31 protein-coding genes are annotated in these 25,572 nt (G+C 65.3%); 19 read left to right on the plus strand and 12 right to left on the minus strand.

Annotation, left to right across the window (positions count from 1 at the left end; all coding sequences use genetic code 11):
- Positions 1 to 523: 523 nt before the first annotated feature.
- On the minus strand, positions 524 to 748 hold the full coding sequence (locus QX124_RS08770; protein WP_315735660.1) for a hypothetical protein: 225 nt from the start codon (positions 746 to 748) through the stop codon (positions 524 to 526).
- A 304-nt stretch (positions 749 to 1,052) separates the two neighbouring features.
- Here QX124_RS08770 and QX124_RS08775 point away from each other — a divergent pair, with 304 nt between their 5' ends.
- From QX124_RS08775 to QX124_RS08800, 6 genes are all read left to right on the plus strand, one after another.
- A complete protein-coding gene (locus QX124_RS08775) occupies positions 1,053 to 1,499 on the plus strand; it encodes a nuclear transport factor 2 family protein (protein ID WP_315733967.1) in 447 nt (148 codons plus the stop codon).
- A 135-nt stretch (positions 1,500 to 1,634) separates the two neighbouring features.
- On the plus strand, positions 1,635 to 1,901 hold the full coding sequence (locus tag QX124_RS08780; protein ID WP_315714089.1) for a hypothetical protein: 267 nt from the start codon (positions 1,635 to 1,637) through the stop codon (positions 1,899 to 1,901).
- Between the two features lie 191 nt (positions 1,902 to 2,092).
- The gene (locus QX124_RS08785) at positions 2,093 to 2,533 is read left to right on the plus strand and encodes a nuclear transport factor 2 family protein (RefSeq protein ID WP_315733968.1); all 441 of its coding nucleotides are present in this window, start codon (positions 2,093 to 2,095) and stop codon (positions 2,531 to 2,533) included.
- 134 nt (positions 2,534 to 2,667) lie between these two features.
- The gene (locus QX124_RS08790) at positions 2,668 to 3,597 is read left to right on the plus strand and encodes a hypothetical protein (protein WP_315796927.1); all 930 of its coding nucleotides are present in this window, start codon (positions 2,668 to 2,670) and stop codon (positions 3,595 to 3,597) included.
- Positions 3,598 to 3,748: 151 nt separating this feature from the next.
- Positions 3,749 to 4,162: a hypothetical protein gene (locus QX124_RS08795; protein WP_315714086.1), complete on the plus strand. Its 414-nt coding sequence runs from the start codon at positions 3,749 to 3,751 to the stop codon at positions 4,160 to 4,162.
- A 165-nt stretch (positions 4,163 to 4,327) separates the two neighbouring features.
- The gene (locus QX124_RS08800; RefSeq protein ID WP_315796928.1) at positions 4,328 to 4,465 is read left to right on the plus strand and encodes a hypothetical protein; all 138 of its coding nucleotides are present in this window, start codon (positions 4,328 to 4,330) and stop codon (positions 4,463 to 4,465) included.
- Between the two features lie 59 nt (positions 4,466 to 4,524).
- Here the strand turns inward: QX124_RS08800 and QX124_RS08805 are convergent, their stop codons facing one another.
- From QX124_RS08805 to QX124_RS08815, 3 genes are all read right to left on the minus strand, one after another.
- A complete protein-coding gene (locus QX124_RS08805) occupies positions 4,525 to 4,674 on the minus strand; it encodes a hypothetical protein (protein ID WP_315714401.1) in 150 nt (49 codons plus the stop codon).
- 109 nt (positions 4,675 to 4,783) lie between these two features.
- Complete coding sequence (locus QX124_RS08810; protein ID WP_315796929.1) at positions 4,784 to 5,263, minus strand: MaoC family dehydratase; 480 nt, start codon at positions 5,261 to 5,263, stop codon at positions 4,784 to 4,786.
- Positions 5,263 to 5,724, minus strand: a complete 462-nt coding sequence (locus QX124_RS08815; protein WP_315757358.1) for a MaoC family dehydratase — start codon at positions 5,722 to 5,724, stop codon at positions 5,263 to 5,265. Before QX124_RS08815 ends, QX124_RS08810 begins: the two co-directional genes overlap by 1 nt.
- Positions 5,725 to 5,944: 220 nt before the next feature.
- Between QX124_RS08815 and QX124_RS08820 the strand changes: the two genes are divergently transcribed.
- A complete protein-coding gene (locus QX124_RS08820; protein WP_315714083.1) occupies positions 5,945 to 6,235 on the plus strand; it encodes a DUF4282 domain-containing protein in 291 nt (96 codons plus the stop codon).
- A gap of 15 nt (positions 6,236 to 6,250) precedes the next feature.
- Here the strand turns inward: QX124_RS08820 and ychF are convergent, their stop codons facing one another.
- The 4 genes from ychF to QX124_RS08840 all read right to left on the minus strand — a co-directional run bounded on the left by ychF (position 6,251) and on the right by QX124_RS08840 (position 9,231).
- On the minus strand, positions 6,251 to 7,348 hold the full coding sequence (ychF, locus tag QX124_RS08825; protein ID WP_315778028.1) for a redox-regulated ATPase YchF: 1,098 nt from the start codon (positions 7,346 to 7,348) through the stop codon (positions 6,251 to 6,253).
- A gap of 40 nt (positions 7,349 to 7,388) precedes the next feature.
- The gene (pth, locus tag QX124_RS08830; protein WP_315733976.1) at positions 7,389 to 7,994 is read right to left on the minus strand and encodes an aminoacyl-tRNA hydrolase; all 606 of its coding nucleotides are present in this window, start codon (positions 7,992 to 7,994) and stop codon (positions 7,389 to 7,391) included.
- A 72-nt stretch (positions 7,995 to 8,066) separates the two neighbouring features.
- Positions 8,067 to 8,756, minus strand: a complete 690-nt coding sequence (locus QX124_RS08835) for a 50S ribosomal protein L25/general stress protein Ctc (protein WP_315733977.1) — start codon at positions 8,754 to 8,756, stop codon at positions 8,067 to 8,069.
- Between the two features lie 184 nt (positions 8,757 to 8,940).
- Complete coding sequence (locus QX124_RS08840) at positions 8,941 to 9,231, minus strand: accessory factor UbiK family protein (RefSeq protein ID WP_315714079.1); 291 nt, start codon at positions 9,229 to 9,231, stop codon at positions 8,941 to 8,943.
- 257 nt (positions 9,232 to 9,488) lie between these two features.
- On the opposite strand from QX124_RS08840, the gene lgt reads away from it, so the two are divergent.
- The 5 genes from lgt to QX124_RS08865 all read left to right on the plus strand — a co-directional run bounded on the left by lgt (position 9,489) and on the right by QX124_RS08865 (position 14,139).
- On the plus strand, positions 9,489 to 10,346 hold the full coding sequence (gene lgt / locus QX124_RS08845) for a prolipoprotein diacylglyceryl transferase (protein WP_315778023.1): 858 nt from the start codon (positions 9,489 to 9,491) through the stop codon (positions 10,344 to 10,346).
- Positions 10,343 to 11,470 carry a class I SAM-dependent methyltransferase gene (locus QX124_RS08850; protein ID WP_315796930.1) on the plus strand — a complete coding sequence of 376 codons (1,128 nt, stop codon included), beginning with the start codon at positions 10,343 to 10,345 and terminating at the stop codon, positions 11,468 to 11,470. Before lgt ends, QX124_RS08850 begins: the two co-directional genes overlap by 4 nt.
- Before the next feature lie 20 nt (positions 11,471 to 11,490).
- Positions 11,491 to 12,237 (plus strand): peptidoglycan editing factor PgeF, encoded by a 747-nt coding sequence (gene pgeF, locus QX124_RS08855; protein WP_409997684.1) that lies wholly within the window; start codon positions 11,491 to 11,493, stop codon positions 12,235 to 12,237.
- Between the two features lie 198 nt (positions 12,238 to 12,435).
- Positions 12,436 to 12,999: a hypothetical protein gene (locus tag QX124_RS08860; protein WP_315733982.1), complete on the plus strand. Its 564-nt coding sequence runs from the start codon at positions 12,436 to 12,438 to the stop codon at positions 12,997 to 12,999.
- Between the two features lie 186 nt (positions 13,000 to 13,185).
- Positions 13,186 to 14,139, plus strand: a complete 954-nt coding sequence (locus QX124_RS08865; protein WP_315735662.1) for a ribose-phosphate pyrophosphokinase — start codon at positions 13,186 to 13,188, stop codon at positions 14,137 to 14,139.
- 881 nt (positions 14,140 to 15,020) lie between these two features.
- On the opposite strand, the gene QX124_RS08870 is transcribed toward QX124_RS08865, so the two are convergent.
- Positions 15,021 to 15,494: a hypothetical protein gene (locus QX124_RS08870; RefSeq protein WP_315778018.1), complete on the minus strand. Its 474-nt coding sequence runs from the start codon at positions 15,492 to 15,494 to the stop codon at positions 15,021 to 15,023.
- 183 nt (positions 15,495 to 15,677) lie between these two features.
- On the opposite strand from QX124_RS08870, the gene QX124_RS08875 reads away from it, so the two are divergent.
- The 7 genes from QX124_RS08875 (at position 15,678) to QX124_RS08905 (ending at position 22,375) form a co-directional block, all read left to right on the plus strand.
- The gene (locus QX124_RS08875) at positions 15,678 to 16,910 is read left to right on the plus strand and encodes a benzoate/H(+) symporter BenE family transporter (RefSeq protein WP_315796932.1); all 1,233 of its coding nucleotides are present in this window, start codon (positions 15,678 to 15,680) and stop codon (positions 16,908 to 16,910) included.
- Between the two features lie 125 nt (positions 16,911 to 17,035).
- Positions 17,036 to 18,355, plus strand: a complete 1,320-nt coding sequence (locus QX124_RS08880) for a sugar ABC transporter substrate-binding protein (RefSeq protein ID WP_315733987.1) — start codon at positions 17,036 to 17,038, stop codon at positions 18,353 to 18,355.
- Positions 18,352 to 19,287, plus strand: a complete 936-nt coding sequence (locus QX124_RS08885; protein WP_315757369.1) for a sugar ABC transporter permease — start codon at positions 18,352 to 18,354, stop codon at positions 19,285 to 19,287. The genes QX124_RS08880 and QX124_RS08885 overlap by 4 nt, the downstream gene beginning before the upstream one ends.
- Complete coding sequence (locus QX124_RS08890; RefSeq protein ID WP_315733991.1) at positions 19,284 to 20,108, plus strand: carbohydrate ABC transporter permease; 825 nt, start codon at positions 19,284 to 19,286, stop codon at positions 20,106 to 20,108. The genes QX124_RS08885 and QX124_RS08890 overlap by 4 nt, the downstream gene beginning before the upstream one ends.
- A 274-nt stretch (positions 20,109 to 20,382) precedes the next feature.
- Positions 20,383 to 21,477: an HWE histidine kinase domain-containing protein gene (locus QX124_RS08895; protein ID WP_315796933.1), complete on the plus strand. Its 1,095-nt coding sequence runs from the start codon at positions 20,383 to 20,385 to the stop codon at positions 21,475 to 21,477.
- Between the two features lie 121 nt (positions 21,478 to 21,598).
- Positions 21,599 to 22,201 carry an ADP-ribosyltransferase domain-containing protein gene (locus QX124_RS08900; RefSeq protein ID WP_315796934.1) on the plus strand — a complete coding sequence of 201 codons (603 nt, stop codon included), beginning with the start codon at positions 21,599 to 21,601 and terminating at the stop codon, positions 22,199 to 22,201.
- Positions 22,202 to 22,375 (plus strand): hypothetical protein, encoded by a 174-nt coding sequence (locus QX124_RS08905; protein ID WP_315796935.1) that lies wholly within the window; start codon positions 22,202 to 22,204, stop codon positions 22,373 to 22,375.
- Between the two features lie 15 nt (positions 22,376 to 22,390).
- Here QX124_RS08905 and QX124_RS08910 read toward each other — a convergent pair whose 3' ends face one another.
- From QX124_RS08910 to QX124_RS08920, 3 genes are all read right to left on the minus strand, one after another.
- The gene (locus tag QX124_RS08910) at positions 22,391 to 23,206 is read right to left on the minus strand and encodes an XdhC/CoxI family protein (RefSeq protein ID WP_315796936.1); all 816 of its coding nucleotides are present in this window, start codon (positions 23,204 to 23,206) and stop codon (positions 22,391 to 22,393) included.
- 213 nt (positions 23,207 to 23,419) lie between these two features.
- Positions 23,420 to 24,625, minus strand: coding sequence for a VWA domain-containing protein (locus QX124_RS08915; RefSeq protein WP_315796937.1), 1,206 nt, complete (start codon positions 24,623 to 24,625; stop codon positions 23,420 to 23,422).
- Positions 24,622 to 25,491: a MoxR family ATPase gene (locus QX124_RS08920; RefSeq protein WP_315796938.1), complete on the minus strand. Its 870-nt coding sequence runs from the start codon at positions 25,489 to 25,491 to the stop codon at positions 24,622 to 24,624. The genes QX124_RS08915 and QX124_RS08920 overlap by 4 nt, the downstream gene beginning before the upstream one ends.
- Between the last annotated feature and the right edge of the window lie 81 nt (positions 25,492 to 25,572).

A 25,572-nucleotide genomic window follows, 5' to 3' on the forward strand; every position in this document is an offset into this window, starting at 1 on the left:
GGTACCTGCCGCCTGCATTTTTTTCGCAGGCGGGCCATGGGTGAGGCCTTCACCCGGCATTCCCTGCGCCCTCTGCACTCACGAGGGCCACGCGGATCGTATCACTCGGGCATCACATGCCGCGAGACTGCGCCGTCATGTCCCGGAGCAATCCTTAGCTGTTTGAATCGTAAATCCGTTGTTCTCTCCACTGCCGTCGCGGGCAAGCTGCGACGCGACGGCGCGGCGCGGCGACCTGGGGTCCATACGCAGCGGCGGTCGTGAGGGACAAGAAGCCAATAGCAAGCGTGCCTCAAACCGCTCCCTTGGGGGTATGGGTCCCGGCGTTCGCCGGGACGACAACAGGGTTTGTTGAGGCCGATGCGCATCATCCTCGCTGGCGTAACGGAAAAAGCCACGACGCGAACAAGAGTCGCTCCCTTGTAGCCGGCACCTCCGGCACGGACCGAACGCCCGGTCACGCCGGGCCATCGCCGCCAGCTTGAGGTGAAGGCACGCCAAGCACGATGGACGCACGGATCAACTACGTCCGGCCCTGCCCGTTCACCTGGCCCTGCTGCTGCTGCTGACGCTCCTGCTCCTTGGCACGGTGACGGCCATAGAGGCAGCCGGCGGCGGCGCCGAGCACGCCGTGATGACCGGCATAGTGGCCGGCCACGCCGCCGACGATGGCGCCCTTGATGCACCCCTTGGCTTCGGCGGCCTGCGTCGACAGCAGCGCCAGCGCTGCGACGGAGGCGGCAAGCATGGTCTTGGTGATCGACATCTTCGTGATCGAGCTCCGCAAGAATGGTGCGGGGTAACGGCGACGCGGCGGAGCCGTTCCCGCCTCGCAACCGACATGACGCCTTGCGCGAACCTTTCGCGCGCGGGGATGACCCATGGGGTGAGAGATGGCCCGAGACATGATCATGACGCGATCCCGCGCCAAGCTTCCGTTCACCGTACCGGCGCATTGCGCCGGCAGACGGTGACGCAAGTGGTTGACGGCCGCGGGCCGGCATCTCCAGAACGCCATCGCCGACGCGGGCGTTCCCGTCAGTGGAGACAGGATGATCGAGCACATCAACAAGCAGCGCGTGCGCAAGCTGCTCGAGGCCCATGCCGCCGGCGATTTCGACAGCGTGCTGGCGCATTGCACCGACGATCTCGAGCACTTCGCCTCGGCGCCGATCGACATCTTCCCCCATCTCGGTGGCCGCCGGGGCAAGGCCGAGGTGCGGCAGATGTGGGAGACGGCACGCAGCCGCTATGCCGAGGTCCGGCACGAGATCAAGACCATGATCTGCGAAGGCGACCAGGTCGCCGTGGATCTGCGCATCTTCCTGCGCAAGCGCGACAACGACCGCATCGTGCAATACGACCTCGCGGCCTTCTACACGCTGCGCGACGGCCGCGTCGCCCGCATCCGCGAGATCATGGACACCTACGACCTGGTGCAGCAGGTGCTCGAATGCGATCTCAGCCGGCTGCTGATCGCGGGCGCCGCCCGGCCCTGAGGCCCGGCACGGCGGTTGGGGAGGCCAGCCCTGACCGGCCGATCACGGAAACGTCACCACCGGCGGCGCCGTTGCCTTGAACCTGTGGCCCGGGCTCCGCACCCCATCAGCGGTGGTATACGGGGCATCGGTGACATGAGAATAGCATTCCTGGCGATGGCCGGACTGGTGATGGGCGTCGTCGGCGGCGCGACGATCGGAGTAGGGCTTGGACTGGCCTGGATCGAGCTGTTCAACACCAGCGAATTCGAAGGCTATGCGGGCATGCTGGTGTTCTTCACCTTCATGCCCCTCGGCGCCCTGATCGGCGGTCTCGCCGGCGCCACCCTGTTCGGCATGGCCGCCTTCCGCGACCACGAGGTCGCGATCGCGCAGCAGCGGATGCAGCACGAAGGGCGTTGACGGGGGTCCTGGCGCCCCGCTGCCGGCACTGGCATGCATTTGTGCGATGCAAAAACAACCGTTGCGCGCGCAGGTGGTTGATTTATGTGAGGCGTAAGAGAGATAGATTCGGCGCCCCGGCGTGACGTCCATTGCGGCGTCGCCTTCGGGCCGGCGCGCCCCCTCGCAAGCCAGTTCAGGATCCCGAGCCGATGACGGAGCACAGCCTCTGGCGTCTGTCGCGCGCATTGCATGGCGCGATCAACGACCGCCGTTTCGACGATTTCGCCGAGCTTCTCGACGACGACATCGACTGGGCCATCTACGGCCCGATCGACATGTTTCCCTTCCTCGGCGCGCGGCACGGCCGCGCGGCGGTGCTCGACGCCGTCAGGCAGATCGCGGACAATGTGAGCATCCGGCGGCTGGAGCGCGAGACCTTGATGCTGGACGAGACCAGCGCGGCGACGATGGTCCGCTGCGCGATGACGGCGCAGGATTCCGACAAGCCGATCACCGCGCGGCTCGCGCAATTCATGCAATTCCGCGCCGGAAAGCTCGCCCGGCTGCGGATCCTGATCGATACGTTCGATCTGGTCGAGCAGACGCTCGGCCGCTCCATCGACCTGCCGCGCATCGGCAGCTTCGCCTGAGCCCGCCGCCCCGCGCGTTGGATTGTGGTCGCACTCACCGACAACCCAACAGATCGTGACTGGCGCAGCCATAATTTTGCGCCAAGATTCCACCATATTCCGGCACACAGGTTCGGGCGGCGGGGGTTGCTCTCATGACATCGTATGGTTGCGCGCTGGCGGTTTTTACGGCCGGCTTCGGCCTTCTTGCGTCCGCCGCGCAGGCCCAGACGCTGATGCAGGCGCCGCAACCGCTGCAGATCGTGCCCTGGCAGCAGATCGCGCCGGCGCCGGAGGACGATGACAAGTCCGAGGACCAGGCCGCAGCGGCCGACCCGATGAAGGACATCGACGTCGAAAAGCTCGACTGGAGCCAGCTCGCAATCGACGACACCACCTTCCTCGACCGTCCCGAAGCCGCCGCCGCGGCGCGGCGCAAGGCCGCCGCAGAGAAAGCCGCCGCGCTCGACTGGTCGAACCAGAACAAGGGCAGCCTCGCCTCGGGCGTGTCGGTCAAGCAGTCGGTGTCGCCGTTCTGGGACGCCCGCGTCGGCGCCGACATGACGGTCGCGCGGCAGCCGACCACGATGTCGGAATTGCTGGCGGAGAAGGCCGAGAACGGCGGCAATGCTCCGCAATCCGGCGGCTCGGCCTGGGCGGCCGTCACCGCCCCGGGCGCCGGCTCGATCTGGGACAAGACCGCCATCGAGGCCCGCGTCAACCCTGGCTCGGACCAGAGCCGGCTGGGTACCACCATCACCAAGGCGGTGCCGATCGATCACTACAATCTGACCCTGCAGAACGGCTACAACGTCACCCAGCAGGGCATGGTGCCGATTCCCGGCGCGGCGCCGAAGACCAGCCGCAGCTTCGACACCGAGCAATCCGCCAGGCTCTCGATCGGCGACACCGGCACCAGCGTCACCGCCGGCCAGACCTTGTCGTCCAGCGACGACAAATGGCTGCGCAAGCTCGGTGCTGAGCAGAAGCTGTCGGATGGCCTGAGCGTATCCGGCTCGGTCAGCGAGACCGCGCAGGGCGGCACCAGCAAGAGCATTTCAGCCGGCTTCAAGCGGAGCTGGTGACGTTCACCATTGCGGCAGCCCGCCACGAATGGTCGAACCATCGCCGCAGCTTCGCCGCGGTGCGGCCCAATTTGGCCGCACTGATAGGCTTTGAGAAGTTCGTCGTGCGGGGACACCGCGCTCGCTTGAACGCGAAATGAGGAAATAGCCGATGAATGTCATTCGTCCGGACAAGATCGATGGAACTGAAGCCGAGCTGGATACGGATCTGGCGGCGGTCTCCGAAGTCGAGGCCGGCATTCGTGATTTCGTCCGTAATGATATCGCCTATCTGCGCCGTCCCAATGCGGCCGCCACGGCCGAGGCTTCGATCGATGCCGATGCGGCGGTGAACAGCGTCACCACGCTGATCCAGCGCGTCGCCGGCACCTCCCTGTCGGAGATCGAGAACCTGATCGGGGAGCTCGAGAGCCTGCGCGAGCTGCTGCACGCCGAGGGCCAGCGGGTGCAGCGCGAGATCGCGAGCTATGCGCAGCTCAGCCAGGCGGCGATGAAGTCGACCCGGGCGATCGCCGAGAACGTGACGCAGTGGAAGCGCGCCGCCGACGGCCTGCGCAGCAGCTGAGCGTTCTTTCCGGACCTTGAAGAGGACCGCCGTGCGAGGGTGCGAGGCATCGCGCGGCGGTTTTCGTCTTTGCAGCGCCTCGCCCTTGAACGTGACCCGGCCCTCCCGCGACCAACTCCCGCCCATCTCGTGGCGGGCAGGTTGCGTCAAAAGGGTGTCACTTACATGGAAACGATCCGGCCGGAAAACACCGATCCGATTCCTCTGCGGCCCGAGCCTCAGCGGATCGGGACCATCATGGTCCGCTTCGTCGGTTTGCTGGTGGTGGCGATGGCGGTCATGGCGCTCATCTGGAGCCGCTAGACCGCCTCTACAAACAACAGAACTGCGTGGTCCGTTCTGGTTAACGAGTAGTTAATCCGTCACTCGTTGATCGTCGCTGACGTCTCCAGCGAATACGAGCCGTCGGCATAGCCCTTCACGACCATTCCCGTCGCGAGCATCACCGCGAGCGTCACGCTGGCAAAGATAAAGCCGAGGAGTTTCAGACCACCGCGATCTGCCATACTCATCCCCCACATCCTGATCCCTGATTGGCTGTCTTATAGAGTCGGAGTTCAGAATGCGTTAGCGCGAAGTTCGTTCCGCGCCGACAATCCTACGAAGCGTGACCTTTTCGCCTCAACCCTCGTTCCGTCGAGGGACAAAGGCCGATGCCAGCACCGAGAACACCAGATCGCCGTGCTGATTGATGCCGGTATTGCGCGCCTGCAGGATGCCCCACTCCGGGCGCGACGCCGACGCGCGAAGCGAATCAATCTCACTGGAAAAGCTGATCGTATCACCCGCAAGCACCGGCTTGTACCAGCGCAGATCCCGAAAACCGGGAGAAGGACCTCCGAGGACGATCGGCTCGCCGCGCGAGCGCGCGATCTCCAAGAGGCGCTGATTATCCGCGACGATCAGCTTCATGCAGATGGAGCCGATGTGCCATCCCGATGCCGCGAGCCCGCCGAACAGCGATCGGCGGCCCTCTTCCTCGTCGAGGTGAAAGCGTTGCGGATCGAATTGAACGGCAAAGCGCTTAATCTCTTCGGCTGTGAACGTGTAGGAGCCGAGCTCTCGGCGCTGGCCGACCTGAAGATCTTCGAAAAAGCGCATCAGCCCACCTGCCCGCGGCTCTCACGGCGCTCGACGATGATCGGCGAGACCATCTCGCAAAGCCTCATGCCTGCCTTGTTGCGCACGCTGCATTTGAAGGTGACGATCCCGGTCGACGGACGGCTCCGCGACACCCGCGCTTCCAGAACCTCCACATCGAGCATCAGCTCATCGTCAGGACGCAGGGGCGAGAGCCACCGGACCTCGTTGACGCCCGGTGAACCGAGCGAGGCGGTGCGGCCGATGAAGCCGTCGAACATCATGCGCATCATCAGCGAGCAGAGGTGCCAGCCCGAGCCGGACAGGCCCCTGAGCATCGACTGCGAGGCGGCTTCTTCGTCCAAATGCATCGGCTGCGGATCAAACTCAGAGGCGAAGGCGATGATCTCGTCGCGGGTGACGTGTCGCGGGCCAAAGCTGCCGAACGGGCCTTGCGGAAAATCTTCGAAGGTGAGGGTCATGAGGCTGGGAATGGCTGAAAGAAGCCCGATTGTGGCCGCACTTTGCAGCAATCACAACCGGGCCGCTCGCATGGCTGACGCCCGGTCCAGTCGCACGAGAGTGCCAGAAGGCGCCACACACTGGGACCAACTCGGCCGCCGCGCATGTCGTCTGGCGCGAGAGTCGAGCAGGACTTAAAGACGGATTCGACTTCGATTCGGACGTGGCCGGGGGATCAGGATGTTGGAATTTCGCGATTTGTTCCAGTGGGACCGCTTCATCACGCCCACCATCATCAAGACGTTCTATTGGCTCGTGATTGCGCTGATCATCCTGTCGGGAATTCGCGGCATTTTCACGGGCCTCTCCGAAATGGCGATCAGCCCATTCGGCGGTTTCCTGATGCTGTTGTCCTCGCTCGCCGGAATCATCGTCGGCATGGTGTTCTCGCGCATCATCGCCGAGTTCGTGCTGATCGTCTTCCGTATCAACGAGCACCTCGGCGCGATCCGCGAGCAGGGGCGGATGTAGCCGCCCCACAGGCTCTCAGTTGTTGAAGCGGAAGTGCATCACGTCGCCGTCGGCGACGACATACTCCTTGCCTTCGAGCCGCAGCTTGCCGCCCTCGCGCGCGCCCGCCTCTCCGCCAAGCGCGACGTAGTCGGCAAAGGCGATAGTCTCGGCGCGGATGAAGCCCTTCTCGAAATCGGTGTGGATGACGCCGGCAGCCGCCGGCGCCTTGGTGCCGCGGTGAATGGTCCAGGCCCGCGCCTCTTTCGGACCTACGGTAAAATAGGTGATCAGGTCGAGCAGCTGATAGCCGGCGCGGATGAGCCGATCGAGGCCAGCCTCTTCGAGCCCCAAGGTCTCCAGGAAGTCGACGCGCTCCTCGCGCGACAGCGTCGCGATCTCAGACTCGATCTTGGCTGAGATCACGACGGCGACCGCGCCCTCCTCCTTGGCCCGCGCGAACACCGCCTGGGAGAAACTATTGCCGTCCTTGGCAGAGCTTTCCTCGACATTGCAGACATAGAGCACGGGCTTGGATGTCAGCAGGCCGAGCATGCCGAAGGCGCGCTCCTCCTCAGGCTTGCGCTCCAACAGCCGCGCCGGTTTGCCGTCGCGCAGCAGCACCAGAGCACGGGTGACGAGCTCGTACTGCTCCTTGGCATCCTTGTCGCCGCCCTTGGCCTTCTTGGACAGGTTGTCGACCCGCTTCTCGAGGCTGTCGAGATCGGCCAGCATCAGCTCGGTCTCGATGGTCTCGATATCGGCGAGCGGCGCGATCTTGCCCTCGACATGGGTGATGTCGGAATCCTCGAAGCAGCGCACGACATGCGCGATCGCGTCGACCTCGCGGATGTTGGCGAGAAACTGGTTGCCGAGGCCTTCACCCTTGGAGGCGCCGCGCACCAGGCCGGCGATATCGACGAAGGTCAGCCGCGTCGGGATGATCTGTCCCGACTTGGCGATGGCCGCGAGCTTCTCCAGCCGCGGATCGGGCACGGCGACCTCGCCGACATTCGGCTCGATGGTGCAGAACGGATAGTTCGCGGCCTGCGCCGCCGCCGTCTCCGTCAGCGCATTGAACAGCGTCGACTTGCCGACATTGGGCAACCCGACGATTCCGCATTTGAATCCCATGACCCGTCCCGCATCCTTTTAAACGACGGCCTGAGGCGCCTCACACGGCGCCAGCGTCGCCCTTGTCCAGAAAACCTTTGGCCTGCAGCGCCAGATGCACCTTGTTGGCGAAGGTGGAGTCGCGCCGGCCCGTCAACAAACCTGCATTGTCGGCCACCGCCTCGCACAGCGCCTCGACCCAGGGCATGTCGGATTTGGCGAAGTCCGACAGTACGTGGCCGTGCACCAATTCCTTGACGCCGGGATGGCCGATGCCGAGCCGGACGCGGCGATAGTCGTTGCCGAGATGCGCCGAGATCGAGCGCAGCCCGTTATGGCCGGCAATGCCGCCGCCGACCTTCACGCGCAGCTTGCCCGGCGGCAATTCCAGCTCGTCCTGAAACACCGTGACGTCGCCGACGCCGAGCTTGAAGAAGCTGGTCGCCTCCTGCACGGCGCGGCCGGATTCGTTCATATAGGTCGAGGGCTTCAACAGGATGACGCGCTCGGAGTCCAGCGTGCCTTCCGAGGTCTCGCCCTGAAACCTGCGTCGCCACGGCGAAAAGCGGTGACGCCGCGCGATCTCGTCAACGGCCATGAAGCCGATATTGTGCCGGTTGCGCGCATATTTCGCGCCGGGATTGCCGAGGCCGACAAACAGCAGCATGACGCGGCATCCGCACCCGCCGTCGCTTCGGGAAGCACGGGACCCGCCCGTGCTTCCCGCAAGCGGAACGGCTTACTTCTTCTTGTCGCCGCCAGCCGGCGCCTTGGCCGCGGCAGCGGGTGCCTTGGCGGCGGCAGCCGGAGCAGCGGCAGCGGGTGCCGCGGCGGCGCCAGCAGCAGCCTTCTGCTCCTCACCATAGCCGGACGGCGGCACGATGGTGACGAGGGTGGCGTCGTCGCGCGACAGCGTCTTCACGCCGGTCGGCAGCTTGACGTCGGAGATGTGCAGCGAGTGGTTGATCTCGAGCGCGCTGACATCGGCCTCGATAAACTGCGGGATGTTCTCCGCCAGGCACTCGAGGTCGAGCGTGTGGGTCACGATGTTGACCGTGCCGCCGCGCTTGACGCCCGGCGCGGCTTCCGAACCCACCACATGCAAGGGCACGCTGACGCGGATGGTCGCGCCCTGGCCGAGCCGCATGAAGTCGACGTGGATCGGGAAGTCCTTGACCGGATCGAGATGGAAGTCACGCGGGATCACCCGGTGCTTCTTGCCGTCGAGGGTGACGTCGAAGATCGTGGTCAGAAACCGGCCCGCAAGGATGCGCTGGCGCAGCTCGCGGTCTTCCACCGAGATCGGCAGCGGGGGCTGGTTGTCTCCATAAATCACTCCGGGCACTCTCCCGGCGCGACGCTCTGCCCGTGCGGCCCCCTTGCCGACTGACGGACGGGCGGTCGCCTTCAGTTCTCTGACGGTCGCCATCGTGTTAAGTCCTTGTTTTAAAAAGTTAAAGGCCGCAATGCGGCCCGTTGCTGGACGTCCTTCGGCAAGCCTCCAGGGGTGCGGGGGCCGCGGACGTGGCGGCGTTCTAGCGGCAAACCTGGGAAATGACAAGGAAATGAAGGGGCCGCCTGCCCTCCCGTCCCAGGGCGACCCGGCCGCGGCGTCAGCCGTCCGCGCTGCCGGCACCCGGCGGCGTGCCGGCCGCGCCGCCCAGCTTGGCTTCCAGCGCCGCGATTCGGGCCTTCAGCGCCTCGTTCTCCTCGCGGGCGAGCCGGGCCATGTCCTTGACCGCCTCGAACTCCTCGCGCTTCACGATGTCCAGGTCGTTCAGGATCTTTTCCGCCTGGTTGCGGATGACGGAATCGACCTCCCGCTTCATGCCCTGGGCGGCACCGGCGGCATCGTTCATCAGGCGGCCGAGTTCGTCGAAAAACCGGTTGTTGGTCTGGGTCATGTGAGAAACTCCGCGTCCCGCGACGAGCACGATTGTGGAAGACAGAATGGCGATCCCTGTCGCCGCCCGCAAGATGGGCCCGTCTTGTCATGCCTTGGTTTCCTTGTCATCGTACTTGTTGCGCCGGCCCGCGGCGCTGGTATGAGCAGCCCTGAGATCACATCGCGCCGCGCCTGTTCATGTGGCGGGGCCCGTTCGAAGCCCGCAGCGCCCGGGGGCTTCCAGAAGCGGGACGCCGTGTCCACGAAAGCCAGTGAATGACGCCTCTCCTCATCGACTTCCCCGTGTTCGATCCGGTTGCGATCGCCATCGGCCCGTTCGCGATCCGCTGGTACGCGCTGGCCTATATCTGCGGCATCGTGCTCGGCTGGCTCTACGCTCGCTCGCTGCTGAAGAAGGACCGGCTGTGGGGAGGCCCGGCGCCGATCTCGCTGCCACAGCTCGACGATTTCATTCTCTGGGTCACGATCGGCATCATTCTCGGCGGCCGCACCGGCTACGTGCTGTTCTACAATCTGCCGTTCTTCATCGACCATCCGCTCGAGATCTTCCAGCTGTGGAAGGGCGGCATGTCGTTCCATGGCGGCTTCATGGGCTGCGTCATCGCCGTGATCTGGTTCAGCCGCCGCAACGGCCTGCCGATCCTGTCGCTCGGCGACCTCACCACCGCCGTCGCTCCGATCGGGCTGCTGCTTGGCCGCATCGCCAATTTCATCAACAGCGAGTTGTGGGGCCGCACGGCCGATCCCAGCCTGCCCTGGGCGATGATCTTCCCGCGCGATCCGACCCACCTGCCGCGCCATCCGAGCCAACTCTACGAAGCCGGCCTCGAAGGCATCCTGCTGTTCATCGTCCTGGCGATCATGATCCGGCTCGGCGCGTTGAGGCGGCCCGGCATGATCCTCGGCAGCTTCATCGGCCTCTATGGCACGGCGCGCATCGTCAGCGAGCTGTTCCGCGAGCCGGACGAGCAACTCGGCTTCCTTTGGCGCGGCCTGACCATGGGCATGCTGCTGTCGGTGCCGATGCTGATCGTCGGCGCCATCCTGGTGGCACGGGCGCTGCGCAGGCCCGAGAGTCGTCAAGCCACTCCGTCGCTGCAGGCCAATCCGTGATCGAGACGTCTCCGCTCCACACCGAGATCAAGCGGCTGATCAAGGCGTCCGGCCCGATGCCGGTCTGGCGCTACATGGAGCTGTGCCTGATGCATCCGGAGCACGGCTACTACATCTCGCGCGATCCGCTCGGACGCGAGGGCGACTTCACCACCGCCCCCGAAGTGAGCCAGATGTTCGGCGAGCTGCTCGGGCTGTGGGCGGCCTCGATCTGGAAGGCGGCCGGCTCGCCGCAGCAGTTCCGGCTGATCGAGCTCGGGCCCGGCCGCGGCACCATGATGTCGGATGCGCTGCGGGCGCTGCGCGTGCTGCCGCCGCTGTACCAGACGATCTCGGTTCACATGGTCGAGGTCAATCCGGTGCTGCGTGAAAAGCAGAAGGCGACGCTGACCGGCCTGCGCAACGTCACCTGGCACGAGAGCTTCGACGAGGTGCCGGAGGGCCCCAGCGTCATCTTCGCCAACGAGTATTTCGACGTGCTGCCGATTCACCAGATGGTGAAGCGCGAAACCGGCTGGCACGAGCGCGTGGTCGAGCTCGACGAGGAGGAGAACTTCGTCTACGGCGCGGCCGCCGATCCGACGCCCGGCTTCGAGCTGCTGCTGCCGCCTCTGGTGCGCGCCGCCCCGGCCGGCGCGATCTTCGAATGGCGGCCGAACACCGAGATGATGGCCATCGCCAGGCGCATCCGCGACCAGCGCGGCGCCGCCGTCATCATCGATTACGGCCATGTGCGCAGCGACGTCGGCGACACCTTCCAGGCCATCGCCCGTCATAGCTTCGCTGATCCCCTCAAGACACCGGGGCTTGCCGACATCACCGCCCATGTCGATTTCGACGCGCTGGCGCGGGCCGCGGAAGCCGTCGGCGCGCGCGTTCACGGCCCGGTCACGCAGGGCGAGTTCCTGCAGCGGCTCGGCATCGAAACCCGCGCGCTGACCCTCATGCAGAAGGCCTCGCCGGAAGTCTCGGAGGACATCGCGAGCGGGCTGAAGCGCCTGACCGGCGGCGGCCGCGGCGGAATGGGGTCGCTGTTCAAGGTGCTCGGCATCTCCGATCCGGCCATTCCGGTGCTGGCGGGAATCAGCGACGAGCACACCAACGAGAACACGGGAGGCGCATGATGCTGGTATCATCGGATGTGATGTCCGCGATTCCTGGCCTGCGCCACGCGTTCTTCACCCGCGAGGGCGGCGTCTCCGACGGCATCTATGCCGGGCTCAATGGCGGGCTTGGATCGAATGACGTGCCGGAGAACGTCCGCGAAAACCGCCGCCGCATGGCCGTCCATCTCGGCGTCGCGCCCGACCAGTTCCTCAGCCTGCACCAGATTCATTCGCCCGACGTCGTGGTTGCGACCGGGCCCTGGGACGGCCCCGTCAGGCCTAAGGCCGATGCGCTGGTGACCGCGACGCCGAATCTCGCGATCGGCGTTACCACGGCCGATTGCGGGCCGATCCTGTTCGTCGACCCGCATGAGCGCGTCATCGGCGCGGCCCATGCCGGCTGGAAAGGAGCGCTCACCGGCGTGCTCGAAGGCGCGCTGCAGGCGATGGAGAAGCTCGGCGCAGAGCGCGGCCGGATCATTGCCGCGATCGGCCCCCTGATCCGCCAGCCGAGCTACGAGGTCGGCGCCGAGTTCGTCACCCGCTTCCTCGACGACGACGCCGAACACGCGCGCTTCTTCCTGCCGTCGGTTCGCGACGGCCACGCGATGTTCGACCTCGCCGGCTTCATCCGGATGCGGCTGGAAAACGCCGGCGTGCTGCTGATCGACGATCTCGGCCTCGACACCTATGTCGACGAGCGCTTCTTCAGTTACCGCCGCTCGGTCCATCGCAACGAGCCGGACTATGGCCGGCACGTCCACGCCATCATGCTCGAAGGCTGAAGCTGGGCGCCATTGTGGCCGCATGTGGATTGCTTAACCCTTTCTGTACAACTGAGTGCACTCTGTCCCGATCTGTGGCAGCCGCGACCTAGACGTTAATCGATTTTAACGATATCGCTCCCGACGATGAGGGGAGCGCCGACACCACTTCGACGGATCAGCCGCGCTGCGCAGCACGCCTGCGTTGCCGTTTTGCTGATGACGTCGGCCGCAACGCTCGGCGGCTGCGCGACCAGCAGCGGTGGTCCGTCCAACGCCTATGCGATGGCGCCTGCATCCGATAGCGCCACGATCGCCTTCGAGCAGATCGACGGTCCGCCGCCGCAGATCTTCGACCGCATGGTCAGCGTGCTCGACAGCGAGTCCAAGCTGCGCAGCCTCGCCATCGTGTCGCGCGAGGCCCCTGCAGCGTATCGTGTCCGCACCTATCTCTCCGCCCAGGTCGTCAGCGGCAAGGGCGTGATCGCCTGGGTGTTCGACGTCTACGATCGCAATCAGCAGCGCGCGCTGCGGCTGTCGGGCGAAGAGCCGGTCGGACGCGGCGGCCGCGATCCGTGGAACAATGTCGACGACATGGTGCTTCGGAAAATCGCGCAGGCTGGCTTCAGCGGACTTTCGAACATGCTGAACGGCACCGCGCCGGCCGACAGCGCGCCACCGGCGGCGCCGGCCGCCCGCGGCCCCGCGGTCGCCGCGGCCGAGCCCGCATCGCCCAGATCCGACGGCACCAGCGTCGCGGCCCTCGGCTACACCGACCATTAGGCAAAGAGGCGCAATTTGCGCCGTTCTTGACCGGGAAAAACACCTGTTTGACCGGGAAAAACACCTGCGGCGGGTTGCCATGCGCGCAGTGTCCTTGATATCACCTCGCCCGTGCAAAACTGCCGGTTCCATGGATAGCCCGATATGCTGAACAAGGTCTCCAGCGAGACGCGAGGAGAATTCACGATGTCGGCCAAGAACGGCTCCATCAAACTCGTCGCCGGCAACTCCAATCCGGCCCTCGCCGCCGGCATCGCCGCTGAACTTGGGCTGCCGCTGACGAAAGCTGTGGTCCGGCGCTTCGCCGACATGGAGATCTTCGTCGAGATCCAGGAGAACGTCCGCGGCTCCGACGTCTTCATCATTCAATCGACGTCCTATCCGGCGAACGACCTGCTGATGGAGCTCCTGATCATCACCGATGCGCTGCGCCGCGCCTCCGCGCGCCGCATCACCGCCGTGGTGCCCTATTTCGGCTATGCGCGGCAGGATCGCAAATCGAACTCGCGCACGCCGATCTCGGCCAAGCTCGTCGCCAATCTGATCACCCATGCGGGCGTCGACCGCGTCATGACGCTCGATCTGCATGCCGGCCAGATCCAGGGTTTCTTCGACATCCCCACCGATAACCTTTTTGCCTCGCCGCTGATGGTGCGCGACATCAAGGATCGCTTCGATCTCTCCAGCCTCATGGTCGTCTCGCCGGACGTCGGCGGCGTGGCGCGCGCCCGAGGCCTGGCCAAGCGCATCAACACGCCGCTTGCCATCGTCGACAAGCGCCGCGAGCGTCCCGGCGAGTCCGAGGTCATGAACGTGATCGGCGACGTCTCCGGGCACACCTGCATCCTGATCGACGACATCGTCGATTCCGGCGGCACCCTGGTGAACGCGGCGGATGCGCTGCTCAAATACGGCGCCAAGGACGTCTACGCCTACATCACGCATGGCGTGCTCTCCGGCGGTGCCGCGACCCGCATCACCTCGTCGCGGCTGAAGGAGCTCGTCATCACCGACTCCATCATGCCGACCGAAGCGGTCCGCAACGCGCCCAACATCCGCACGCTGGCGATCGCGCCGCTGATCGCCGAGGCGATCGGCCGCACGGCGGCGGAAGAATCGGTGTCGAGCCTGTTCGACTGAGGCTGGTTCTAATAGCATCCCGCATCGTCTTCTTCGCGCCTTCCTGCTTCCTCGCATGCAAGCGTCTCGCTGTCGTCCACCCTCCCCTGGAGGGGGCGGGTCGCCTCACGGGGAGCGAAGCGAAACGTGAGGCGGGGTGGGGTGATCTCTCCACGAGCACTGGTATCCGTGGCTTCACCCAACCCCGCTCGCCCGCTTCGCGCGCGAGCGACCCTCCCCCTCCAGGGGAGGGTGGGCGTCGTGCCCCACACTCCGTGATCGCGAGGCGCCCTCGCGCCGACGCTCGTGGCATATTTCAGCTGATAATTTCGAACGGCATCTGCGGATACACCTCCGCAATCTCGCGGCGCGTTTCGCGTCCGAGCTTTGCGAGCTCATCACCCTCGATAGAGAGAGGGCGCAGGGAAGGCCGGACCTCGACTGAGGCCCGTGGCCCGCCTGCTCAAAAAATGCAGGCGGCAGGTACCACAGGTCCAGCCGGACGATCCGGCCCTCCCTGCGCGACGGCTTTAACGGCTGCTTCGCGTTCTCCCCGGTGCACCGGCTTTTGGCCACCGTGCGCGCCATGCGCTTTAAGCGCATGACGCGGGATACCAGCATCGGGGTATCAGGACCGCGCGACTTGACCGTGCGGGCCGAGTTGTTCGTCGGCGCGAAAACGCGCTGCGACCCGACCCGCCCATCGCATTCCGCTGCCGACGTCCATGACGACCGCGATACGTCCCCTCCGACGCAACGGAACGAGCGGGACCATAATGCTGATTTTGCGAAATCGACAAGCGATTTATTTTTATCCGAAGGGCTGGACAGGATTTTGCGAGGACAAGACGATTTGCCCGGCGGGCAGTCTGAGCCTGTCAGAATTTGCTGATGAGCTCGAGCTACGCCGATCCCGCCTCATCCTCGAGCCGCTCGACAGAACCGAACTCCAGGCGCAGCAGCATCTCCAGCGCCACACCCATGTTCGGAACGATGGTGCCATAGTCTAAGCGGCTGGTCGACGCGATCACCCCACGCAGATGGTCGCCGAGGTGATACACCGCGCGGACGTTCGGGCCGAGCCGATCCAGCGTTGCCTTGATCGGATCCAAAGGCGTCTTGGTCTCCAACATGAAGACAGCCGACACGAACGAGGACAGAACGCTCTCGACGATCGCGCCCTCGCGCAGCATCAGCTCGATGGCATCGGAGCGATAGGTCGGGATCGTCTCGGCCGTATCGTCGCGAACCTGAAGCAGCACATGGCACACTCTCGTGCGCTGGAGTGGAGGGATGGATAGGTCGCGCTGCCCGAGCGCCTCCAAGGTCTCTTCAGACACAAAGTCTCCAAAGACGGCACGGAGACGTTTTCTCATGAACCAGCTCATGGCCAAAGATAGCCCGGATGAGTCCCAACCCGTCAATCGAAACCGTTGCCGCCGCGTAGAGCCAGCCGCATGGGCGATCGGCGGGCGCCTTGCACACCTGATGCCGTTGGTTCACAACATCCCACGAGACGCCAAGGACAACAACAAGAACGCAGCCGAGCCCTGCCCTCCATGCTCAACGCCATCGAACGCCCGGCAGGCCCGCCGCCCAGCCTCGGCCAGATCGCCAGTGACTTTGGTCCGCTCTACGCCTCGCACGGCTTCATCGGCTGGCTGTTCGCGATCACAGGACCGGTCGCCATCATTCTGTCGGTCGGCGCCAATGGCGGGCTGTCGCAAGGCGAGATCGCGTCGTGGATCTTCGGCGTGTTCTTCATCAACGGGGCAATCACGCTGCTGCTGTCGTGGCTCTATCGCGAGCCGCTGGTGCTGTTCTGGACCATTCCGGGCACCGTGCTGGTCGGCCAGTCGCTGACGCATCTGACCTTCCCGCAGGTGGTCGGCGCGTTCTACGGCACGGCGCTGCTGATGCTGATCCTCGGGCTTAGCGGCTGGGTCAAGCGCGCGATGCAACTGGTGCCGATGCCGATCGTGATGGGCATGGTCGCCGGCGTATTCCTGCGCTTCGGGCTGGATCTCGTCCGCGCCGTGTTCGCCGACTTTGCCATCGCCGGGCCGATGGTCGTGCTCTGGCTGCTGTTGACCGCGCTCCCTGCGCTGGGCCGGCGCTGCCCGCCGATCATCGGCGCGCTCGTCATTGGCACGCTCGCAGCCATCCTGTTCGGCAAATACGACCAGAGCGCGTCGCTGCAGATCGCGCTGATCCGGCCCGTGATCCAGACGCCGTCCTGGTCGCTGGCGGCGATGATCGAGCTGATCGTGCCGCTCGCGGTCACCGTGCTGGTGGTGCAGAACGGCCAAGGCTTTGCGGTGCTGACCGCGGCCGGCCACACGCCCCCGGTCAATCTCGTCACCGTGGCCTGCGGCATCGGCTCGGCGCTCGCCGCGATGGTGGGCGGCGTCTCGACCTGCCTGACCGGGCCGACCAACGCCATCGTCGTCTCCGGCGGCGAGCGCAAACGTCACTATACCGCGGCGATGGTCGTGGGCGTGCTGGCGCTCGGCTTCGGCCTGCTGGCGCCGACCTTCACCACGCTGCTGCTGATCGCGCCGAAATCATTGATCACCGCGCTGGCGGGCCTCGCCATGCTGCGCGTGCTGCAGACGGCGTTCGTGACCGCGTTCAGAACGAACTTCTCCCTCGGCGCCCTGATCGCCTTCCTCGTCACCGTCGCCGACGTGCCGCTGCTCAACATCGGCGCGGCGTTCTGGGGGCTCGTCGCTGGCTTTGCACTGTCGTGGCTGCTGGAGCGGGCGGATTTCACAGCCGCATCGGGCGCATAACGGATTGCCGCATCGCACCACGCGCGGTCGTCGCATCCCCAGTCGAACGGGCACCATGCTGTTGCAGCGCCGCTGGATCGCGCTACACTTCACGACCAAACAAGAAGTCTTCCGGGAGGATACCAATGACCGCGATCACGCGTCGCAACATGCTTGCGGGCACGGCAGCAGCAGGCGCGCTGGCGCTCACCGGCCAGCCGGCCTGGTCTGAGCCGCAGTGGAAGAAATATGCCGGTACCAAGCTCGAGGTGATCCTCGCCAAGGGGCCGCGCGGCGACAATCTGCAGAAGAACATCAAGGAATTCACCGCGCTGACCGGCATCGAGGTGGAATCCGAGCAGATCCCGGAGCAGCAGCAGCGGCAGAAGGTCGTGATCGAGCTGTCGTCGGGCAAGCCGAGCTTCGACGTCGTCCATCTCAGCTATCACGTGCAGAAGCGGCAGTTCGAGAAGGCCGGCTGGCTCGCCGACATCACCGACTTCATGAAGGATCCGAACCTCACGGCGCCGGACCTCGTGCAGAGCGATTTCTCCGCCGCCGGCCTGACTTACGCCAGCAACGACAAGGGCCGGATGTTCTCGCTGCCGTGGTCGGTGGACTACTTCATCCTCTACTACAACAAGGAGCTGTTCGCGAAGAAGGGCGTCGAAGTGCCGAAGACGCTCGACGAGATGGTCACGGCGGCGCAGAAGCTGACCGATGCCAAGGACGGCACGTTCGGCTTCGTCGGCCGCGGCCTGCGCAACGCCAACATGACGCTGTGGACGAACTTCTTCCTCAACTATGGCGGCGAGTTCCTCGACGCCAAGGGCAACATCCTGACCGACGGCCCCGAAGCGATCGAGGCCACCAAGCTGTATCAGAAGCTGCTGACCACCTGCGCGCCGCCCGGCGTGGCCGGCTTCAACTGGATGGAGTCGATGGCCTCGTTCACGCAAGGCCGCTCGGCGATGTGGATCGACGGCGTCGGCTGGGCGCCGCCGCTGGAGGACGCCAATGCCTCGCGCGTGGTCGGCAAGGTCGGCTACACCGTGGTGCCCGCCGGACCGAAGGGACAGTACTCGGCGACCTATGGCGACGGCATCGGCATTGCGGCTGCGAGCAAGAACAAGGAAGCCGCCTGGCTGCTGTGCCAGTGGCTTGTGTCGAAGCCGCAAGGCGCCCGCCTGGTGCAAGCCGGCGGCGGCGTGCCGTTCCGCAACTCGGTGCTCAACGATCCCGGAGTCCAGGGCGGCGTGAAGATGCCGAAGGAGTGGCTGCAGTCGGCGATCGACTCCGGCAAGATCTCTAAGCTCGGCCTGCCCGTGATCATCCCGGTCGCCGAATTCCGCGACCTCGTCGGCGCTGCGTTGACCGCCACCCTGTCGGGCGCCGATCCCGCGACCGAGCTGAAGAAGGCGCACGAGCAGTTCCGCCCGATCCTGGAGCGCAGCGAGAAAGCGTGAGCACGATCGTCGAACAGGCCGGCGCGGCAGCGGACGCTGCTGCGCCGGAACGTGCGTTGCGGCCGCCGTCGTACTGGCCGTTCGTGGTGCCGGCGCTGGTCACCGTGCTCGCGGTGATCATCTTTCCCTGGCTGTTCACGATCTGGATGAGCTTCCAGGAGTGGAAGGTCGGCTCACCCACGACCTTCGTCGGGCTGTCGAACTACCTGCGGCTGCCGGCCGATCCGCGCTTTGTCGAGTCGGTCGGACACACGCTGTCCTACACTGCGCTGTCGGTGCTGCTGCCGCTGGTGCTCGGCACCTTCGCCGCGGTCGTCTTCCACGCCCGCTTTCCCGGGCGCGGGCTGCTGCGCGCCCTCTTCATCATGCCGATGATGGCGACGCCCGTCGCGATCGCGCTGGTGTGGACCATGATGTTCCACCCGCAGCTCGGCATCCTGAACTATCTTCTGTCGCTGGTGGGCCTGCCGCCACAGCTCTGGGTGTTTCATCCGGGCACGGTGATCCCCTCGCTGGTGCTGGTCGAGACCTGGCAGTGGACGCCGCTGGTCATGCTGATCGTGCTCGGCGGCATCGCCTCGCTGCCGACCGAACCGTATGAGAGCGCGCAGATCGACGGCGCCTCGACTTGGCAGATGTTCCGCTACATCACCTTGCCGCTGATCATGCCGTTCCTGTTCATCGCCGCGATGATCCGCGCCATCGACGCGATCAAGAGCTTCGACATCATCTTCGCGATCACCCAGGGCGGGCCGGGCTCGGCGTCGGAGACCATCAACCTCTATCTCTACAGCGTCGCCTTCGTCTATTACGACCTCGGCTATGCCTCGGCGATCGCGGTGGTGTTCTTCGCGCTGATCATCGCGCTGACTGCGCTCTTGCTGGTGCTGCGCCGGCGCGCACAGTGGAATGCGCTGGGGAGCGACGCATGAGCGCGCAGACCATCCTCGGCCGGCTCGGCCTCGCGCTCGGCGTCTTCCTCATCGTCTCCCCGGCGATCCTGTTCTTCCTCTGGATGATCTCGCTGTCGGTGAAGTTCGAGGTCGACAACGCCGCGTATCCGCCGGTGTTCTGGCCGGAGCATTTCGCCTGGAAGAACTATGCCGACGTGCTGTCGTCCAACCGCTTCTTCACCTATTTCAAGAACAGCCTGCTGGTGACCGGCGGCGCGACTTTTCTCGCCATGCTGGTCGGCGTGCCCGCCGGCTACGGCATCGCACGGATGGCCGCGCATAAATCGGCGATCGTGATCCTGATCGCGCGCATCACGCCCGGCCTGTCGTACCTCATCCCGCTGTTCCTCTTGTTTCAGTGGCTCGGCCTGCTCGGCACGCTGTGGCCGCAGATCATCATCCATCTCGTCGTCACCGTGCCGATCGTGATCTGGATCATGATCGGCTATTTCGAGACGACGCCCATCGAGCTCGAGGAAGCCGCGCGCATCGACGGCGCAACGCGCTGGCAGGTTTTCCGCCACGTGGCATTGCCGGTGGCGAAGCCCGGCCTGGCGGTCGCCTTCATCCTCGCGGTGATCTTCTCCTGGAATAATTTCGTGTTCGGCATCGTGCTGGCCGGACGCGAGACCCGCACCTTGCCGGTCGCGGTCTACAACATGATCTCGTTCGATCAGCTCTCGTGGGGGCCGCTCGCGGCGGCGGCGCTGATCGTGACCCTGCCGGTGCTGCTGCTGACCGTGTTCGCACAGCGGCAGATCGTGGCCGGCCTGACGGCGGGTGCGGTCAAGGGGGGCTGACGGGTATAATGCATACCAAAGAGAACCTGCGGCGGAATGCCGAACTTGCCTTGGTCAGGCCATAGTCTACCACTTGGTTACCTGCGTGGAACCGGGATTCGCCCCGCCCCTGAAGCGCGGCGATGGCCGCGTTGATGGCTTCATCTCGTCTCTGCGCCGGCTTCGTTCCAGCCGAACACCACTGCGCCGCACGATCGACCGGCTCCGGATTTGCGCTCCGTCCGGTCCGTCTTGCAACCTGTCACCGGCTGAACGCCCGACCGACGAAAGCTGCATGACGTCCGATCGCGACGCCTCCGCGCCAGACCGATTGACTTCCCTGTTGCAGACCGAGCTGCTCGACTCGCCGCCGGAGCCGGGCTTCGACCGCGTCACGCGCCTGACCACGCGGCTGTTGCAGGCCCCAGCGGCGATCATCGCGCTGGTCGATCGCGACCGGCAGTTCTTCAAGAGCTCGGTCGGCCTGTGCGAGCCATGGGCGTCGCTGCGCGAGACGCCGCTCAGCCACTCCTTCTGCCAGCACGTCGTGACCTCGGCGCAGCCGCTGGTGATCAGCGACGCCAACGAGCATCCGTTGGTGAAGGACAATCTCGCGGTGCCGGTTCTCGGCGTAGTCGCCTATCTCGGCGTTCCCCTGCGGCTGCCGAGCGGCGAGGTGATCGGCGCGCTCTGCGCCATCGATCACGAGCCGCGGCCGTGGAGCGACGACGACATCGCCCAGCTCACCGAGCTCAGCGAGATCGTGATGGACGAGATCGCACTGCGCACCGAGAATGCGCGGCGGCGCACGGTCGAGCAGCACCATCGCGTGCTCGTCCATGAGCTCAATCACCGTGTCAAGAACACGCTGGCGCTGGTCGACAGCGTCATCGCGCTGAGCATCCGCGCCGATTCGGCGCTGGCCGAGTTCGGCGAGGTGCTGCGCGGACGCATCGCGGCGCTGACGCGCAGCCACGCGCTGGCGCTGGATCGCGGCCGCGAGGCGATCGCGCTCAATGAGCTGGTGTGCGCCGAGCTGGCGCCGTTGCAGTCCGACCGGATCGCCGTCGACGGCCCCGCCCTGCAGCTCGCGCCGGGCATCGCGCTGTATCTGTCGATGGGCCTGCACGAGCTCGTCACCAACGCGGTGAAATACGGCGCGCTGTCGAACGATGCGGGGCGGGTGACGCTGGGCTGGACCCATGCCGACGGACGGCTCAAGCTGTTCTGGCAGGAGAACGGCGGGCCGGATGTCTCCCCGCCCGCACGCAACGGCTTCGGTTCGCTGCTGTTCGAGCGCATTCTCGGCGCCGCGCTGAAGGGCGAGGTCACGCGCGACTTCGCGCCGGACGGATTGAAGGTGACGTTTGATCTGCCGCTCAAACACTGAGCGGGCGGCGAACACACTTCTCCTGAACGCTTCATATACATCAACGGATGTGCTACATATCCGACTCTACTACAGGAGATTTCTTAACTTGCGTTCATTGTCGTAACCAATCGCCAGCAACATGGATGGACATGAATTTTTCAATTTGCTTTGCCGGCTGATCGGGAACGACGAGGCGGTGAGATGTTTGCGCAAAATCTGCACAGCCGCGCAACTTGACTCCCTATTTCACGAAAAAATCACGAATACCGAAGCCCTGGCATTTTATGTCTATTCGACAGCTAACGGCTGGCACAGCTACATCAATGAGCAGCTTTGGTCGGGCAATCCGGCCCCGGACGTACTGGCGTTTGCTGCTGTTTTGAACAGGGGCCTGAGCAAGATTATTCCAATCAGGGGCAAGCCTGGAACCGTGTACCGTGGTTATAGCGCCCCGGATCTGAATGCGTTCAGTGAACAATACCCGCTCGATCGGCCGGTGCATTTTCCTGCATTCACCAGCGCGTCCTTTTCCGAGACTGGCGCTTTCGGTGGAAACGTTTTGTTCATCATTCGGGCGTTAAGTGCGAGGTCAATCTGGTGGCTTTCGCCCAACTTCCACGAAGAGGAAGCTCTCCTTCCCACCGGATGCACGTTCCTTGTGATCGACAAAGAGTTCCTGTCCGCTGGTGAGGAACAAGACAAGCTGGTTGTTGTTCTCCAAGAAACGAGCGAGAGGCCCTAGATGACCGATCGGGATAAACAAGACAGGGCCGAAGAGCATCTTGAGCAGAGCGTTTCGTCTGGAAAGATTAGCGCGGACGAGGCGAAGGTGATTAAGCTCTTCTTCGCAAGCAAACCCGAAAAGGATTGGCCGGCATCCAATCTCCATCGACGGATGCAGGGTTCTGGCGGGTGACCCGTCTATTCGATCTCAGCCGCGCTGGCCGCGCCGCCGCACCTGCGTGATCTCGGCCAGAATCGACATCGCGATCTCCTCCGGCGTGATGGCGCCGAGATCGAGGCCCGCCGGTGCCTTGACCTTGTCGAGCAGCGCGGCGTCGATGCCGTCCTTGATCAGCTTGTCGCGCAGGCTGTCCATCTTGCGGCGGCTGCCGACGAAGGCGTGGTAGGCCGCATCGCAGGCGAGTGCGGCGCGCAAGGCCGCCTCGTCGCCCTTGCCTTGCGTCGACACCACGACGAAGCGGCTGCTCCCGGCCGGTTGATCCCGCGCGAAGCCATCGATCAGCACATCGGCCTCTGGTGTCGTGACGAGATCGGGCGCCGGCGCCGCCAGCGTCACGTGATAGCCGAGCGGCCGCGCCTGCGCGGCGAGCGACAGCGCCACCGGGCTCGCGCCTAAGATCACCAGCGAGGGATACGGCAGCACCGGCTCGACGAAGATGTCCATCGTGCCCTTGCTCGGGCACATGTTGGAAGCGAAGCGCACGCCCTCTTTCATCTCACCCGGCTTGACGCCGAGCTCGGCGAGCAGGTCGTCCGGCTGCACCGACACCATGCGCGGAATGCCGTCGGCGAGCGCCTCGCGCGCCGCCTTGAGCACCGCGCCGCGGGCGCAGCCGCCGCCGATCCAGCCCGCGACGATGGCGCCATCCGGTCGGATGATCGCCTTGGCACCGGCCTTTGCCGCGGTCACCGACACCGTGCGCACAACGGTGGCGAGCACGAAGCTTTCGTCGGCAGCTTTCAATTGGGCGGCGAGATCGAGCAGTTCGGGAGCAGCGGTCATGACTGCCTCCTATGCGGACTGTCGGAAGCACACTGCTTCGACAGAGAAGGTATGTTCCCTCCCCCCTTGTGGGGGAGGGCTAGGGAGGGGGGCGTCTTGCACCGATGTCGGGGTACCCCCCTCCCCAGCCCTCCCCCACAAGGGGGGAGGGAGCGCACCACCGATGCTGCGACAGCGCGCCTTGAGCTCACAACAATGCCGCGCATCGCATCCTCACAACCTCGCCAAATAAGGCTCCAGCGCCGCGAGCGAGCTCAACGTATGCGCGGGCGCGTAGAGATCGACATGCGGCAGCGCCGCCTTGATGCCGCGGGCTTCCGGCGCGTAGCCGTGCCAGCCGAGCATCGGATTGAGCCAGACGATACGACGGCAACGGCGTCGCAGTTGCGCCATCTCGCGGCCGAGCAAGGCTGGATCACCGGTGTCGTAGCCGTCGGAGACGATCATCACGCAGGTGCGCGAATGGATGACGCGCGGCGCGTGCCAGCGGTTGAAGGTCGCTAGGCTTTCGCCGATCCTGGTGCCGCCGCCGGCGCCCTGCGCCATCATCGACAGCCGATCCAGCGCCCGCGCGGCATCCCTCTCCTTCATCGCATCGGAGACGTGAGCCAGCCGGGTGTGAAACAGGAACGCTTCGGCCTCGCGGAAGGCGTCGAGCACGCCGTGGATGAAGCGAACAAACACCGACGTATAGGGGCTCATCGAGCCGGAGGCGTCGAGCAGCACCACCAGCCGCAGCGGCTTGGGCTTGCGGCGGCGATGCACCAGCGCGATCGGCACGCCGCCATGGCTGATGTTGCGGTGGATGGTGCGGCGCAGGTCGAGCCGCTCGCCCTTGCGCCGGAGCTGATCGCGGCGGGTCAGGCGCGTCTGCATCGCCTTGGCGAGACGCACCGCCGCCTCATGCGCCAGCGCGACCTGGTCGGGATCTGCGAGCTTGCGGAAGTCGGTATCGCCGATGGACTCCACGCGCGAGGCACCTTCGCGGACGCTCTCGCCGCCCGCCTCGCGCGGGGTTTCGTCAGATGGAATCTGATCGGTCGGGCCGCGATGCCCCTGCCGAGCAGCATTCGCATCCTGCAGACTCTTCAGGGACGGGCTGTTCGCCGATTGCGGCGACCCTGCCGTCAGAACGCGCGAGCGCACGCGCTTGCCGAGCCAGAACGCGTCGAACAGGCCGTCGAAGCGATCCCACTCGCTCTTGCGCGCCGAAAACAGGTGCTTGAAGGCCGAGCGCAACAGGCTGGGCCTGTCGGCATAGCCCGCCGTCATCACGGCCGCCGCATCCTGCCCCTCCGACAGGCCGACCGCAAAGCCGTTGTCGCGCAGCGTCTTGAGAAATGCGCTGAGGCGTCCCGCGACCAGCCGCGCCACCGCGTCCATGTCCTCATGATCAGGCGTGGCGCCACAGCAGCTCATGCGACCTTCCCCAACAATCGCGCGGCGACCTCGCGGGTGATGCGGGAGCGGTCCTCATGCGTCTTGAGCAGACACATCAAGGTGTCATGCACGACCTCCGGCTGGTCCTCGAGGTCGCGCACATCGAGCCCGACCAGCGCGGCTGCCCAGTCCAGCGTCTCGGCCACACCCGGCACCTTGCGCAGCTCTTCTTTTCGCAGGCCCTCGACCAGGCGCGCGATCTGCAGCGCAAGCGACGCCGACGCGCCATCGATCCGCGCCAGGATGATGCGGGCCTCGCGATCGACATCGGGATAGTCGACATAGTGATACAGACACCGCCGGCGCAGCGCGTCCGACAGCTCGCGGGTGCCGTTCGAGGTCAGCACCACGTGCGGGATGCTGATGGCTTTGATGGTGCCGAGCTCGGGAATCGATATCTGGAAGTCCGACAGGAGCTCCAGCAGGAACGCCTCGAATTCGTCGTCGGCGCGGTCGATCTCGTCGATCAGCAGCACCGGCGGCGTGGCGCGGCGGATCGCCGCAAGCAGTGGCCGCTCCAGCAGATACTTCTCGGAGAAGATCTGGTCCTCGATGGTCTCCGGCTGGCCGCGATGCGCCTCGATCGCGAGCAGCTGGCGCTGGTAGTTCCACTCGTACAGCGCGGAGCTCTGGTCAAGACCCTCATAGCATTGCAGCCGGATCAGCTCGGTGCCGTGCACGCAGGCGAGGGCCTTGGCGACCTCGGTCTTGCCGACCCCGGCCTCGCCTTCCAGCAGCAGCGGCCGCTTGAGCAGATGCATCAGCGCGATCGCAGTCGCAAGCTCGCCATCGGCGATGTAGCCGCAGGCTGCGAGGGATTGGGCTATGTGGTCGCGGGTCTTCATGTCAAGTTCGACTGCTGCGTCATCGGAGGTGAACTCCCTTCCCCCTTGTGGGGAGGGGTTGGGGGTGGGGGTCTCCACGCA

The organism is Bradyrhizobium sp. SZCCHNRI3043, from assembly GCF_032377735.1.
In the GTDB taxonomy this organism is placed as follows: domain Bacteria; phylum Pseudomonadota; class Alphaproteobacteria; order Rhizobiales; family Xanthobacteraceae; genus Bradyrhizobium.

Excerpts from the sequence above, each read along its gene's own strand:
- QX124_RS08770 (WP_315735660.1), bottom strand. The coding sequence starts at position 748 with ATGCTTGCCGCCTCCGTCGCAGCGCTGGCGCTGCTGTCGACGCAGGCC.
- QX124_RS08775 (WP_315733967.1), top strand. The coding sequence starts at position 1,053 with ATGATCGAGCACATCAACAAGCAGCGCGTGCGCAAGCTGCTCGAGGCC.
- QX124_RS08780 (WP_315714089.1), top strand. The coding sequence starts at position 1,635 with ATGAGAATAGCATTCCTGGCGATGGCCGGACTGGTGATGGGCGTCGTC.
- QX124_RS08785 (WP_315733968.1), top strand. The coding sequence starts at position 2,093 with ATGACGGAGCACAGCCTCTGGCGTCTGTCGCGCGCATTGCATGGCGCG.
- QX124_RS08790 (WP_315796927.1), top strand. The coding sequence starts at position 2,668 with ATGACATCGTATGGTTGCGCGCTGGCGGTTTTTACGGCCGGCTTCGGC.
- QX124_RS08795 (WP_315714086.1), top strand. The coding sequence starts at position 3,749 with ATGAATGTCATTCGTCCGGACAAGATCGATGGAACTGAAGCCGAGCTG.
- QX124_RS08800 (WP_315796928.1), top strand. The coding sequence starts at position 4,328 with ATGGAAACGATCCGGCCGGAAAACACCGATCCGATTCCTCTGCGGCCC.
- QX124_RS08805 (WP_315714401.1), bottom strand. The coding sequence starts at position 4,674 with ATGAGTATGGCAGATCGCGGTGGTCTGAAACTCCTCGGCTTTATCTTT.
- QX124_RS08810 (WP_315796929.1), bottom strand. The coding sequence starts at position 5,263 with ATGCGCTTTTTCGAAGATCTTCAGGTCGGCCAGCGCCGAGAGCTCGGC.
- QX124_RS08815 (WP_315757358.1), bottom strand. The coding sequence starts at position 5,724 with ATGACCCTCACCTTCGAAGATTTTCCGCAAGGCCCGTTCGGCAGCTTT.
- QX124_RS08820 (WP_315714083.1), top strand. The coding sequence starts at position 5,945 with ATGTTGGAATTTCGCGATTTGTTCCAGTGGGACCGCTTCATCACGCCC.
- ychF (WP_315778028.1), bottom strand. The coding sequence starts at position 7,348 with ATGGGATTCAAATGCGGAATCGTCGGGTTGCCCAATGTCGGCAAGTCG.
- pth (WP_315733976.1), bottom strand. The coding sequence starts at position 7,994 with ATGCTGCTGTTTGTCGGCCTCGGCAATCCCGGCGCGAAATATGCGCGC.
- QX124_RS08835 (WP_315733977.1), bottom strand. The coding sequence starts at position 8,756 with ATGGCGACCGTCAGAGAACTGAAGGCGACCGCCCGTCCGTCAGTCGGC.
- QX124_RS08840 (WP_315714079.1), bottom strand. The coding sequence starts at position 9,231 with ATGACCCAGACCAACAACCGGTTTTTCGACGAACTCGGCCGCCTGATG.
- lgt (WP_315778023.1), top strand. The coding sequence starts at position 9,489 with ATGACGCCTCTCCTCATCGACTTCCCCGTGTTCGATCCGGTTGCGATC.
- pgeF (WP_409997684.1), top strand. The coding sequence starts at position 11,491 with ATGTCCGCGATTCCTGGCCTGCGCCACGCGTTCTTCACCCGCGAGGGC.
- QX124_RS08860 (WP_315733982.1), top strand. The coding sequence starts at position 12,436 with ATGACGTCGGCCGCAACGCTCGGCGGCTGCGCGACCAGCAGCGGTGGT.
- QX124_RS08865 (WP_315735662.1), top strand. The coding sequence starts at position 13,186 with ATGTCGGCCAAGAACGGCTCCATCAAACTCGTCGCCGGCAACTCCAAT.
- QX124_RS08870 (WP_315778018.1), bottom strand. The coding sequence starts at position 15,494 with ATGAGAAAACGTCTCCGTGCCGTCTTTGGAGACTTTGTGTCTGAAGAG.
- QX124_RS08875 (WP_315796932.1), top strand. The coding sequence starts at position 15,678 with ATGCTCAACGCCATCGAACGCCCGGCAGGCCCGCCGCCCAGCCTCGGC.
- QX124_RS08880 (WP_315733987.1), top strand. The coding sequence starts at position 17,036 with ATGACCGCGATCACGCGTCGCAACATGCTTGCGGGCACGGCAGCAGCA.
- QX124_RS08890 (WP_315733991.1), top strand. The coding sequence starts at position 19,284 with ATGAGCGCGCAGACCATCCTCGGCCGGCTCGGCCTCGCGCTCGGCGTC.
- QX124_RS08895 (WP_315796933.1), top strand. The coding sequence starts at position 20,383 with ATGACGTCCGATCGCGACGCCTCCGCGCCAGACCGATTGACTTCCCTG.
- QX124_RS08900 (WP_315796934.1), top strand. The coding sequence starts at position 21,599 with ATGGATGGACATGAATTTTTCAATTTGCTTTGCCGGCTGATCGGGAAC.
- QX124_RS08905 (WP_315796935.1), top strand. The coding sequence starts at position 22,202 with ATGACCGATCGGGATAAACAAGACAGGGCCGAAGAGCATCTTGAGCAG.
- QX124_RS08910 (WP_315796936.1), bottom strand. The coding sequence starts at position 23,206 with ATGACCGCTGCTCCCGAACTGCTCGATCTCGCCGCCCAATTGAAAGCT.
- QX124_RS08915 (WP_315796937.1), bottom strand. The coding sequence starts at position 24,625 with ATGAGCTGCTGTGGCGCCACGCCTGATCATGAGGACATGGACGCGGTG.
- QX124_RS08920 (WP_315796938.1), bottom strand. The coding sequence starts at position 25,491 with ATGAAGACCCGCGACCACATAGCCCAATCCCTCGCAGCCTGCGGCTAC.